11 protein-coding genes are annotated in these 12,294 nt (G+C 64.5%); 5 read left to right on the top strand and 6 right to left on the bottom strand.

Translation table 11 applies throughout. The features are described from left to right. Nucleotides 1–7: 7 nt before the first annotated feature. Entirely contained in the window at nt 8–499 is a 492-nt protein-coding gene (locus tag WFP44_RS00435) for a UPF0262 family protein (protein ID WP_336924365.1), read from the bottom strand. Between the two features lie 151 nt (nt 500–650). On the opposite strand from WFP44_RS00435, the gene WFP44_RS00430 reads away from it, so the two are divergent. Further along, the gene (locus WFP44_RS00430; protein WP_336924364.1) at nt 651–2,156 is read left to right on the top strand and encodes a replicative DNA helicase; all 1,506 of its coding nucleotides are present in this window, start codon (nt 651–653) and stop codon (nt 2,154–2,156) included. Here the strand turns inward: WFP44_RS00430 and WFP44_RS00425 are convergent. Further along, nucleotides 2,147–3,358, bottom strand: coding sequence for a phospholipase D-like domain-containing protein (locus WFP44_RS00425; protein ID WP_336924363.1), 1,212 nt, complete (start codon nt 3,356–3,358; stop codon nt 2,147–2,149). The two genes, WFP44_RS00430 and WFP44_RS00425, sit on opposite strands and share 10 nt — an antisense overlap. A gap of 98 nt (nt 3,359–3,456) precedes the next feature. On the opposite strand from WFP44_RS00425, the gene rpoZ reads away from it, so the two are divergent. Together rpoZ and WFP44_RS00415 are read left to right on the top strand one after the other, a co-directional pair. Then, nucleotides 3,457–3,801 (top strand): DNA-directed RNA polymerase subunit omega, encoded by a 345-nt coding sequence (gene rpoZ, locus WFP44_RS00420; RefSeq protein WP_336924362.1) that lies wholly within the window; start codon nt 3,457–3,459, stop codon nt 3,799–3,801. A 158-nt stretch (nt 3,802–3,959) separates the two neighbouring features. Continuing rightward, on the top strand, nt 3,960–4,688 hold the full coding sequence (locus WFP44_RS00415; protein WP_336924361.1) for a ParA family protein: 729 nt from the start codon (nt 3,960–3,962) through the stop codon (nt 4,686–4,688). A 75-nt stretch (nt 4,689–4,763) separates the two neighbouring features. Here the strand turns inward: WFP44_RS00415 and ftsH are convergent, their stop codons facing one another. Further along, nucleotides 4,764–6,707, bottom strand: coding sequence for an ATP-dependent zinc metalloprotease FtsH (ftsH, locus tag WFP44_RS00410; protein WP_336924360.1), 1,944 nt, complete (start codon nt 6,705–6,707; stop codon nt 4,764–4,766). 108 nt (nt 6,708–6,815) lie between these two features. Then, nucleotides 6,816–8,054 (bottom strand): helix-turn-helix domain-containing protein, encoded by a 1,239-nt coding sequence (locus tag WFP44_RS00405; protein ID WP_336924359.1) that lies wholly within the window; start codon nt 8,052–8,054, stop codon nt 6,816–6,818. Between the two features lie 182 nt (nt 8,055–8,236). Here WFP44_RS00405 and WFP44_RS00400 point away from each other — a divergent pair, with 182 nt between their 5' ends. After that, the gene (locus WFP44_RS00400) at nt 8,237–10,297 is read left to right on the top strand and encodes a TonB-dependent receptor (RefSeq protein WP_336924358.1); all 2,061 of its coding nucleotides are present in this window, start codon (nt 8,237–8,239) and stop codon (nt 10,295–10,297) included. 202 nt (nt 10,298–10,499) lie between these two features. Then, on the top strand, nt 10,500–11,312 hold the full coding sequence (locus WFP44_RS00395) for a class I mannose-6-phosphate isomerase (RefSeq protein WP_336924357.1): 813 nt from the start codon (nt 10,500–10,502) through the stop codon (nt 11,310–11,312). A gap of 9 nt (nt 11,313–11,321) precedes the next feature. Here the strand turns inward: WFP44_RS00395 and WFP44_RS00390 are convergent, their stop codons facing one another. Together WFP44_RS00390 and WFP44_RS00385 are read right to left on the bottom strand one after the other, a co-directional pair. Then, nucleotides 11,322–11,738: a TadE/TadG family type IV pilus assembly protein gene (locus WFP44_RS00390; protein WP_336924356.1), complete on the bottom strand. Its 417-nt coding sequence runs from the start codon at nt 11,736–11,738 to the stop codon at nt 11,322–11,324. A gap of 1 nt (nt 11,739) precedes the next feature. Next, on the bottom strand, nt 11,740–12,249 hold the full coding sequence (locus tag WFP44_RS00385; RefSeq protein ID WP_336924355.1) for a TadE/TadG family type IV pilus assembly protein: 510 nt from the start codon (nt 12,247–12,249) through the stop codon (nt 11,740–11,742). Between the last annotated feature and the right edge of the window lie 45 nt (nt 12,250–12,294).

The following is a 12,294-nucleotide window of genomic DNA, read 5'->3' as shown; positions in this document are numbered from 1 at the left end:
CCCGCAATCACGCCCTGATATGCAGCACGCAGATCAAGGTAAACAGGCGTCTTGCCGTATCGAAATCGGTTTCGACCTTGTCTTCAAGGATTTCGAGCAATTGCCGCGTGCCCCGGTCGTGAATCGCCCGGCGCGCCATGTCGAGCGTCTCGATCTCGCTCGCAGTCGCCTTGCGCAGCGCCTTGTAATACGAATCGCAGATGGCGAAATATTCGCGGATCACCCGCTTCAGCCGGGCAAGGCCCAGCCCGATCGTGCCCGCATCCGCGCCCGCGCCATCGCTGATGCCCAGCGCCAGCTTGCCATCGATCACCGACAGATGCAGGCGCCACGGCCCCTGATGCCCGCGCGAAAGGGCGCGCAAGGGGGCAAAGGCATTGGCCTCCACCAGATCGCGCAGCGCCACTTCGCGTTCACTCTCCACCAGATCGCTGCGGACAAGGATCGTCGCCTCGTCCAGCGTGATGGCAGCAATGCGGTTGGGTGAAGGGGCGGTCATGGCCCCGAACTTTTCGCAGACCGCCTGCCTTGCTGCAAACGCGAAATGCACCTGTCATGCGTTCGCTCATCCCCGCTATCCACAGGGGCAGCGCGCGCCCGATGCCTGCTGGCACCTTGCGATGCGCGGGCAGCAGGCGCATCAGTAAAACATGACCGATGAAGATCTGCTGATCCGCCCGCACGCGGCCGACACTGGCAATGATGCGCAACCCACGGGGCGCGCGCTCCCCGCCAATCTGGAGGCAGAGGCCGCCTTTCTGGGCGCGGTGCTGATCGACAACCGCGTGCTGGAGGAACTGAGCGTGGCCCTGCGCCCCGATCACTTCTTCGCCCCCGTCCACGCGCGCATTTTCGACCGCGTGCTGGCGCTGGTGGACCGGCAGATGGTGGTCACCCCGGTCACGCTCAAACCCTATTTCGAGACAGACGAGGCGCTGAAGCAGCTGGGCGGCACCGCTTATCTCGCCCGGCTTACGGCCGATGGGCAGGGCCTGCTGGCCGCGCGCGAACTGGCGCAGCAAATCTATGATCTGGCGCTGCTGCGCGAACTGGTCAGCGTGGGGCGCGAACTGGTGGAAAATGCGCTCGACACCTCGGACGAGGTGGAACCGATGCGCCAGATCGAACAGGCCGAGGCGGCGCTGTATCGCGTGGCCGAAGGCGCATCGGGCGGGAACGAGGCGGAAGCCTTTGGCGTCGCCAGCCGGCAGGCGCTGGGCCTGATCGAAGCCGCGATCAATTCGGGCGGCCATGTGGCGGGCAAGACCACCGGCTTTGATTCGATCAATGCCAAATGCGGCGGGCTGCACGATTCGGATCTCATCATCCTGGCGGGCCGCCCCGGCATGGGCAAATCCTCGCTCGCCATGAATATCGCCTATAACTGCGCCGCCCGGCTCAAGCGCGACCGCGAGGACGGGATCGCCAAATCCACCGGCGCGGGCGTGGCGGTGTTCAGCCTGGAAATGAGCAAGGACCAGCTCGCCACGCGCATCCTGGCCGAACAATCGGGCATCCCCTCCGAAGCCTTGCGCATGGGCAAGATCAGCCGCGAGGATTTCCTCGAACTTTCGCGCGCCAGCCAGCGGCTGAACGATCTGCCGTTGTTCATTGACGATTCGGCAGCGCTCTCCATCTCCGCCCTGCGCACCCGCGCGCGGCGGCTGAAACGGCGGCACGATATCGGCCTGATCGTGGTGGACTATCTGCAATTGCTGCAAGGCTCGCAGCGCAGCCAGGACAACCGCGTCAACGAAATCTCGGAAATCAGCCGCGGCCTGAAAACGCTGGCCAAGGAACTGAACGTGCCGGTGATCGCGCTCTCGCAGCTGTCCCGCGCGGTCGAACAGCGCGACGACAAGCGCCCCATGCTGTCCGACCTGCGCGAATCCGGCTCGATCGAGCAGGATGCCGACATGGTCTGGTTCATCTACCGCGAGGATTATTACCTCGGCAACCGCGAGCCGGATGCGAGCGACGAGGCCAAATATAATGAATGGCGCGCCAAGATGGACCAGATCTTCGGTCTGGCCGAACTGATCGTGGCGAAACAGCGCCACGGTTCCACCGGGCGCGTGCGGCTGAAGTTCGAAGCCAAGATCACCCGCTTCTCCGACCTTGCCGAAGGCGACTACGGCGCGGACGATTACGGCTGATCGCCGCCTTTGGGGGCCAGCCCCAGATTGAGCTTTCGCGTCACCGAATAATCGATCACCGCCACCAGCAGCCAGCTTGCCAGCCAGCGCAGCCGGGTGAACCAGCCGCCCTGCGCGCGGTGGACCTGGGCCGTAATCTCCTGCCCAGCCTTGATGTAATGGGCCGCGAATGCGCGCATCCGCTTTGCCAGCGCCGCATCGTCAATCCGCAACACGATTTCCAGATTGAGATAGAGGCTGCGCATATCGAGATTGGCGCTGCCCAGATAAACCGCATCATCCAGAACGATCAGTTTGGAATGCAGCTTGCACGGCGTAAATTCCGTTATGCGCGCGCCTGCGCGGATCAGCTTGCGATACAGCAGGCGGCTGGCCCCGACAGTGGCGGCATTGTCCGAGCGCGCGGGGAATAGCAGCGCGACATCGCCGGTTTGCGCAATGCGGCGGATGCGGCGCAGCAGGCGGCGCGGGGGGGAGAAATAGGCCATGATCATGGTGAGCTGCTTGCCATAGATCAGGTCTTCGCTGACCACCCGCGCCCAGCTGGACAGGCCACGTGTCGGCCCGCCCACCAGCAGGCGCACCGGCCCGCGCCCGGCATCCCATTCACGCACCGATCGGCGGATGGCGCGGAACTGGCCTTTCTCCGCCTCGCTCCAGCTTTCCAGTTCGCTGAACCAGTCGGCGATGCGCGCCACCACCGGCCCTTCGACGGTGAAGGCAAGGTCCGACCAGGCGTCGCCTTCGGGCAATGCGAAATAGCTGTCGGCAATATTGAACCCGCCCAGCATGGCGATGCGTCCGTCCACCAGCACGATTTTCTGGTGGTTGCGGATCAGGTAGCGGCGCGACCAGCGCGCCTGAAAACAGACATAACGCCCCCCGGCCTCGGTCAGCGGGGCGAAGAAGGCAGCATCGGCACTGGCCCCGAACCCGTCGAGGATCAGCGTCACCGCCACGCCGCGCCGCGCCGCCGCCACCAGCGCATCGCGCAGGCGCGTGCCGGATTCGTCGGGCTCGTAGATGTAAAAGACGATTCGCAAGCTATCCTGCGCCTCGTCCACCAGGCGCAACAGCCGCGCCAGCCGGTCTGGCCCGCCCGCATAGAAGCCGATGCTGTGCCCTGCCGCCTCCACCGTGAACGGCGAAGGGTCGCGGAACGGCCCGCTGGCTGGCTGTATCTCTTCCATCACATTGTCCATAGCAGGTGGGCCGAAGGGGAAAACCTTGACGTGGAAAGCGGCCTCACTTATCTGCCGCGCTTTCCTGCGAAAAGCTGACTCAGAATTGGAGTGCCCCCATGGCGCGCGTTACCGTCGAAGATTGTGTCGACAAGGTTCCCAACCGTTTCGATCTCGTCCTGCTGGCTGCCCAGCGTGCGCGCGAAATTTCGGGCGGTGCGGAACTCACCGTTGACCGCGACCGCGACAAGAACCCCGTGGTGGCCCTGCGCGAAATCGCTGAACAGACGATCCGCCCCAAGGATCTGCGCGAATCGCTGATCCAGTCGATGCAGAACTTCCTGCCCGATGAAGAGGATGAGGCGGACGAAATCGGCTCGCTCAGCCAGTCGGCCGAGGCGATGCGCCTGTCGGCGGCAGCGCCGGCGCGCACCAGTTCGCTGGGCGGCGATTACGACGGCTGATCACTTGCCAATCCGACTTTCGAAGGGGCCGTGCCGCACTGGCGCGGCCCTTTTCGTGTGTGCGCAAACGGGCCGGTAAAGCTCGTTCTTGCCCTTGCCAGCCTGCGCGGGCAGTCTGGACGTCCCAACGCGGCCCAGTCACGACAAGGAAAACGGCAATGGCAGTGATCGCGGTCTACAGCGTGAAAGGCGGGGTGGGGAAAACCACCATCGCGGCCAATCTGGCGTGGTTTTCGGCAGCCGTGTCGCGGCGGCGCACATTGCTGTGGGATCTGGACGCGGCAGGAGGCGCAGGCTTCCTCTTCGGCGTGGAGCCGCGCGCCGGGCGGGAAGCGCAATCCATCTTCGACCGCGATGCCGATCCGGCCCGCCTTATCCGCCCTTCGGGGGTCAACCGGCTTGACCTGTTGCCCGCCGATGAAAGCCTGCGGCAATTGGACAGCGTCCTGGCGCGCATCGGCAAGAAGCGGCGGCTGGCCAAGCTGACCGAGGCGCTGTCCAAGCGGTATGACCGCATCATTCTCGATTGCCCGCCTGTGCTCAGCGAAGTGAGCGCGCAGGTCGTGCGCGCGGCGGATGTCGTGATTGTTCCGCTGCCGCCATCGCCGCTCTCTGCCCGCGCGCTGGATATGGTGGCGCATGAGATCCGCACGCAGGCCAAGGTGCAGCCGCCGATCCTGCCCGTGCTGTCCATGCTCGACCTTCGGCGAAACCTGCACCGGCAAGCGCGCGAGGCGAACCCGACATGGCCCGCCATCCCGCAGGCCAGCGTGGTGGAACAGGGCGCCGTGCTGCAACGCGCCGTGGGCGATTTTGCCCCCGCCAGCCCGGCCGCGCGCGCCTTCGGCCAGTTGTGGACCGCGATCGAGCGCAAGCTGGCGGAGTGATCGTGCAACAGGAAACGGGCGGGAAACACCAGTGTGCCCCCGCCCGCCTTCCCTTCTGAAGCTGGCTGTGGCCCTTTACGCCCCGGCCGGAGCTTCGCCTCCGCCAAAACGCTTGCCTGCCTTGGGGATGGCGCTGCCGTGAACCGGCTGGATCACCGCCGGCCCCTTGGGTTCGCTGGGCCGGTCGAGCTTGCCATGCTCAAGCAGCTGGTTGATCTCGTCCCCGGTCAGCGTCTCGTATTCGAGCAGCGCATTGGCCAGCAGATGCAGCTTGTCTTCCTGCGCTTTCAGCACCTCGGTGGCGCGGGCATGGGCCCCTTCCACCAGCTTGCGGATTTCGGCGTCGATCAGCTTGTTGGTTTCCGCCGAATGCATGGTGCGCTGGCTGCCGCCATAGCCCAGATAGCCTTCCTGCGCTTCTTCATACAGCAGCGGGCCCAGCGCATCCGACATACCCCAGCGGGTGACCATGTTGCGCGCCAGATTGGTGGCATACTGAATGTCGGAGGAGGCGCCTGAGGACACCTTGTCGTGCCCGAAGATGATCTCCTCGGCTACGCGCCCGCCCATGCTCACCGCCAGATTGGCGTGCATCTTGTCGCGGTGGTAGGAATAGTTATCCCGCTCCGGCAGGCGCATCACCATGCCCAGCGCGCGGCCGCGCGGGATGATCGTCGCCTTGTGAATGGGGTCGGAGGCCGGCTCGTTCACCGAAACGAGGGCATGGCCGGCTTCGTGATAGGCGGTCATCCGCTTTTCGTCCTCGGTCATCACCATGGACTTGCGCTCGGCCCCCATCATCACCTTGTCCTTGGCGTCCTCGAACTCCTGCATGGCGACCAGACGCTTGTTGCGGCGGGCTGCCAGCAGGGCGGCCTCGTTCACCAGATTGGCAAGGTCCGCACCGGAAAAGCCCGGCGTGCCGCGCGCGATGACGCGCGGGTTCACATCGGGGGCCAGCGGCACCTTCTTCATGTGCACTGCCAGAATCTTCTCGCGCCCGTCCACATCGGGCACGGGCACCACCACCTGCCGGTCAAAACGGCCGGGGCGCAGCAGGGCCGGATCGAGCACATCGGGGCGGTTGGTGGCAGCGATGATGATGATGCCTTCGTTCGCCTCGAACCCGTCCATTTCAACCAGCAGCTGGTTGAGGGTCTGCTCGCGTTCGTCATTCGAATTGCCAAGGCCGTGGCCACGGTGGCGGCCCACCGCGTCGATTTCGTCGATAAAGACAATGCAGGGCGCGTTCTTCTTGGCCTGTTCGAACATATCGCGCACGCGGCTGGCGCCCACGCCCACGAACATTTCGACAAAGTCCGAACCCGAAATGGTGAAGAACGGCACGCGCGCCTCGCCCGCAATGGCGCGGGCCAGCAGCGTCTTGCCGGTGCCGGGGCTACCCACCAGCAGCGCGCCCTTGGGGATTTGCCCGCCCAGCTTGGAGAATCGCTGCGGATCGCGCAGGAATTCGACGATCTCCTGCAATTCCTCGCGCGCTTCATCAATGCCGGCGACATCGTCAAAGGTCACGCGTCCCTGCTTTTCGGTCAGCAGCTTGGCCTTGGACTTGCCAAAGCCCATCGCACCGCCACCGCCGCCCTTCTGCACCTGCTTCAGCGCGAAGAAGGCGACCGCGAGGATCAGCAGGAATGGCAGCGTCTGGATCAGGATATAGAGAAGGACATTGCCTTCCTGCGCCGCGGCGCCCGAATATTCGACGCCGTTTTCATCGAGAAGCGTGGTGAGCGAGGGATCGTTGCCCACCGGAACCGTTGTGAACGGTTCGCCATTGCCGAAATTGCCGACGATCTTGTCCGGCCCGATCTCCACCCGGTCCACGGTGCCTTCGGCAACTTTGGCGCGGAAATCGGAATAGGTGATCTGCGTTCCCGCCGGCGCGCCCGAATTGCCGAACACCGAGACCAGCAGCAAAAGGCCGGCAAAGATGCCGCCCCATACCATCAGGCTCTTCATCCAGGGGTTGGGGGTGTTGTCGGGTTCGCGGTTGTCGCTCATTTCAGGAATGTCCTTTCAGACGCCCAATGTAGGATCGCCCGGGTGAATGGCAAGCTAACGAAAGGCCGGGGTGACGGCCTAAGCCGCCGTGGCGGATTTCGGCGGCGATTATTGCCGCGCACGGGCGAGGATCAACCGGTCCGAAAGGTCGGCCCCCTGCTGCCCGGTCACCTGGAACAGGGCCTCGAAGGCGGGCGCGGCGGCAGGCCCGGAAAGTTCGCGCCCGATGTCCTGCGCGGCAACGATCGCGCCCACGCCGCGAAGGCCGGTGATACGCTCGCTCGCCACCACCATCACCAGCGCCCCGCCCGGCGCGCGCAGCCGCGCGACATAGGCGTAATCGCGGTAGAAGGCCGGCGAGGCGAGCCGCCGCGCCTCGTCGCTGGTCCAGATCTGTCCGGTCTCGCGGTCCACGATTTCATCGTAACTGTCGCCAATGCGCAAGGTGCTGCCGGCAAAGGCAATTTCCTCCAGCAACCCCATGCCTGACAACAGCCCAATATAGACGACATCGTGGCTGGACAGCATGGACGATGTCAGTTCGCTTGCCGCGATCACGCGCACGTCCTTTTGCGAAGCTGCCAGAAGCGGCGCCACCTGTTCCAGCGCGAAGGCGGTCTGGAAGGGCAGGTAATTGAGGCCCACATCCTCCGCCATGCCGAAGCGCGCGGGATCGGCTTCCTGCATCCGCAGCAAATCTTCCGCCGAATTGACGCGGAAATCGCGGATCAGGCGACCTTCTTCGGGGCGCACCGGGTCAATCTCGCCGAACAGATAATAGTCGCCCAGCACCAGCAGCACGGGCCGGTCGGATTCGATCAGGGGTTGCCACAAGGCATTGGGGACTGGCGCAGAAGCGCGGCTGAGCAGCAGACCGCCCAGAAATGCAGCAAGAAGGGCAAGCGCGGCAAAGGCCAGCCAAGAGCGCGGAAGGGCGCGGCTGCCTGCGCTTCCTGAAGGCGCGGCGAAGTGCGTTGAAACCTGTTCTGCCCCGCTCTGCTCCTGCTCTGCCCCGGCCAGTTGCAGCGCGTATATGCCCGAAGGGATCTCCAGCATCGGCGCGCCCGGCTGCGGGGGATGGGTGCGGTAATGATCCTCCAGCTTCTTGCGCAGGCGGTGGATATAAACGCGCACGGTGGCATCCTCGGCGTCGGGTTCGGCCTGCCGGAAAACGTCCTGCGCAATTTCGGCCTGCGTGGCGGAACCGGCATCGGGCCCGCGCTGGGCAAGGTAATCGAACACTTCGCGCAGACGGCCGCTGTGTCCCACCACGCCCGCCGCGCGCAGCCGCTCGACTTCCCGCCAGAAGGGATCGGCTCCGTCTGTGTCGCTGCCTGTCGTGCTCACCCGCCTGTCCCGATCCTTCCAGATGCGCCCGTGTAACGCCCTTGTAACGGGCCGATTACCGTAAATTACCTGTCGGCCCTAACCGCATCCTGCAATTCGTTCGCAACACCAAGCAGATCAGTCAGGACACAATCTTGTCAAGCCTTGCCTTTCCGCATCCCTCGTCACTCTCCCTCCGCATCGTGCTTCTGGCCGGTGCGGCCGCCCTCTCCTGCGCCGTGCCTCTCCACTCCGTCATGGCGCAGGAGACCGGGCGGGACGAACAGCAAGATGAAGCCAACAATATCGGCATTGTGCGCGACGAGGTGACCGGCGATGTGATCTATGTCTATGGCCGAGGCGAAAAACGCATCGGACAGGCCGTCGCCGCCAGCGAGGGCGGTCTGGCCGGGGCCGATCTGGAAGTGCGGCCGCTGCTGCGACCCGGCGAGATCCTCGAATCGACCCCCGGCCTGATCGCCACCCAGCATTCGGGCGGGGGCAAGGCCAACCAGTTCTTCCTGCGCGGCTACAACCTTGATCACGGCACCGATTACTCGGTCTATGTCGATGATATGCCGCTCAATTTCCGCACGCACGGGCATGGGCAGGGCTATCTTGATGTCAACGGCCTGATCCCCGAAACGGTGCGCCGGGTGGACTACCGCAAGGGGCCCTACCGCGCCGACACCGGCGATTTCAGCTTTGTCGGCTCCAGCTTCATCACCACGCATGACCAGCTCGCCCCCTTCGCCACCTTGCAGGTGGGCGCCTATGGCTATCGCCGGCTGGCGGCGGGCGGATCGGTATCGCTGGGCACGGGCGATTTGCTGGCCGTCGGACAGGTAAAGCTGAATGACGGGCCCTGGGAACTGCCCGAGGATTTCGAGGCCTATTCGGGCCTCCTCAAATATTCCGCGCCGCTGGGCAAGGGTGATTTCCAGATTTCGCTGAACCTGTTCGATGCCAGCTGGAACCCCACCGAACAGATCCCTGAACGCGTGATCGGCACCCCGCTGTGTGAGGATTCCTACTGCACGCTCGATGGCACGCAGAACGGCTTCACCCGCCGCTATATCCTTACCTCCAACTACCAGTCCGACAGTTGGCGCATCACCGGCTATGTCCAGCGCTACGACTGGGAATTGCTGTCGAACTTCACCTTCTTCCTTGATGATCCGGTGAACGGCGACCAGGTGCGCCAGTATAGCGATCTGTGGACCTATGGCGGGCGAATCGAACATACCGCGCGCCTTTCCGACACGCTGTCGCTGCGCGTGGGGGCCGAGGGGCGGTATGACGATATCGCCCGCGTGGGCCTCGACGAGACGATTGACGGGGTGAAGGAATTCACCGTGGGCGCGTTCTCCGCAGATGAGGAATCGCTGGGCACCTATGCGGAAATGATCTGGCAGCCGGTCGAACGGCTGATGCTGATAGGCGGCGTGCGCAGCGACTGGTACGGCTTCACGACCCGCGCGCTGGAAGGCGCCGACAGCTGGGATGGCAAGGTGTCGGACAACGCGCTGGGCCTGAAGATCGGCGCGAATGTCGAGATTGCCGATGGCATCGCGCTCTACGCCAATTACGGCGAGGGCTTCCATTCCAACGATGCGCGCGGCGTGACCAATCCCGACACGCCCGCCCCCGGCCTTGTCGAAGGCGATTTTCAGGAAGCAGGCCTGCGGTTCGAGCGCGGCGGGCTGATCTTCACTGCGGTCTATTGGTGGAGCAGCATCGAAAGCGAGCTGATCTATGTCGGTGATGCAGGTGCGGTGGAGCCGAACGACCCCAGCAAACGGCGCGGATACGAGCTGACCGCCTTCTGGAAGCCGAACAACTGGCTGGCGGTCGATGCCGTGTGGACCGGCAGCCGGGCGCGCTTTGTCGGCCTGCCCGATGGCGAGAATTACCTCCCCGGCGCGCTCGACAGCGCGGGCGAGCTGGGCGTGTCGGCCATCTTCCGCGAATTCAACGCCGCCGCGCGGCTGCGTTACCTCGGCCCGGCGGCGCTGATCGAGGACAATTCGGTGCGCTCCGATCCGACCGTCTTGCTCAACCTGCGCGCGGCCTGGACGCCGCGCCGGCTGGGCGGGTTTGAGTTCCATGCCGAACTGCTCAACGCGCTGGACAGCAAGGACCGCGACATCACCTATTTCTACGAAACGCGCTTTCCCGGCGAACCGGCTGAGGGGGTCGCAGGCATCAACAGCCGGATCGTGGAACCGCGCCAGGTGCGGCTGGGGGTGACCAAAAGGTTCTGACAACAGGCTTGCGGGCCGATGGCGCGAATCGCGTGCGCGCCACCGGCGGATGGGAAGGCCCGGCTGCCTGCATGGCGCAGCCGGGCCTTTCTGCATATTTTGCGCGGGAAACCTTGGGTTTGCTCCTCGCATCCGCTATGACTGCGCAGGACGGGCGGCCCTCTCCGGTTGCCATCCCACGCGACACTGTCAGGATCCCGCGATGACGCTGCCCACCATCACGGTCGAGAAGCCCTGGGGACGCGACCTCTTGCCCGCGCCGTTCACCAGTCCGGCGGGCCAGCGCATCGGCGAAATCTGGTTTCAGCCGCCGTCTGATCTTCCGGAATTGCTGGTGAAGTACATTTTCACCTCCGAAAAGCTCTCGGTCCAGGTTCACCCCGATGACGATCAGGCCGAGGCGGCCGGGCTGGGGCGGCAGGGCAAAGAGGAATGCTGGCTGGTGATCGACGCGCAGCCCGGTGCGCAACTGGGCGTGGGTTTTGATGCCCCGCTTGATGCCGAGGCCATGCGTGCCGCTGCGCTTGACGGATCGATCGAGCACTTGCTGACCTGGCATGATGTCGCGCCCGGCGACTTTTTCTACATTCCCGCTGGCACCGTCCATGCGATCGGTGCCGGGGTTGGCATTGTCGAGATTCAGCAAAACTCGGATATCACCTATCGCCTGTTCGATTACGGGCGTCCGCGCGAATTGCATCTGGATGCAGGCATCGCGGTGGCGCATGGGACGCGGCACGATCCGGCCTTGCGTCGCCGCGTTCCGCGCAACGGCAGCGCCGCGCTGGTGGACGGGCCGCATTTCCGGCTTGACCTGATGGAAGGGCAGCCCGCCGCAGGGATTGCCGACCGGCACAAGGGCAAACTGCTCGTCATTCCGCTGGCGGGGATGGTCAGCGTGGCGGGTGCCTCGGTGCAGCCCGGCCAATGTGCGCTGGCGCAACGGCTGGAGGATGTGGATGTGCGCGAGGGTGCGCGCCTGCTGATCGCCTCGCCTGTTCAGAGCGGGGCGTAATCGCGCAAATCACGCGGGCGGGGTCAGCACCGGATAGCAGCTTTCGGCAGTGATGCTTTCGGGGAATACCGGCACAAGCGATGCCATCACCGAATTCATCGGAATGGTAATGCTGGTGCGGTTCGACGCGGGAAAGCCGCGGCAGGTCACATTATTCTGCACCGTCACATCGGCGGCCGTAATCGTCACCCCGTAACCGGCGGCGCGGGCCACGGCAAACTGCTTGGCCCCCTGCACCGCCCCGCAGGTGGCGCTGACCGAGGCGCAGCGGGCGGTGGAATAGGCAACGGTTTCCAGCGTCTGCTGCATCCACAACAGGCGGCTTCCCTCGATCGTGCCGAACAGGAACACGAAGAACACCGGCGCCAGCAGCGCAAATTCGGTGAGCGTGGCCGCGGTATCGTTGCGAAGAAGCGCGCGCAGCATCTCAGTTCAACCTGACAGTGGCGCGCTGCGACATCGTGCTGCCGTCAAGCACGCTGTCGGGAATGATCATCGGGCTGAAGGGCGCGCTGGCGGTGATGGTGTAGTAATAGCCCGCCCGCGATCCCGCGGTGACCCCGCTGCCGCTGCAACTGGTGTTGCACGCCGCCGCGACAAAGGTGCCGTCGTTCTTGAGGCAGGCGCAGGTGCGGTTGAGATTGGTGCAGCTTCCCGCCACGCCGTTGCAGCTGTTCGTCACCGTGGCATCGGCGAACCCGCTGAGCGAGCGGACATAGCCCTGCATCGAATTGAACGCGACATTGTTGGGCTGGTTATAGGCCGAAACCGCCGCCGCCCCCACCGCCGTGCTCAGCTTGCCGCGGTGCATATAATAGCTGCCAAAATCCAGCGCCACCATCACCGCAAAGAAGAACAGGGTCGTCCACAAGGCAAATTCAACCGCGGCGACACCGCGTTGATCCTTGCGCAGGCAGGAGAGGAAACGCTTGAACATACGGCGATTTCTAACCGATGGATGGTTAGTATTTCCTTTCCCTTG

Origin of the sequence: Alteraurantiacibacter palmitatis, assembly GCF_037154115.1 — a bacterium.
Lineage (GTDB): Bacteria > Pseudomonadota > Alphaproteobacteria > Sphingomonadales > Sphingomonadaceae > Alteraurantiacibacter > Alteraurantiacibacter palmitatis.
Note: the sequence above shows the minus strand (reverse complement) of the source record. Positions and strands in the feature narration are given on the sequence as shown.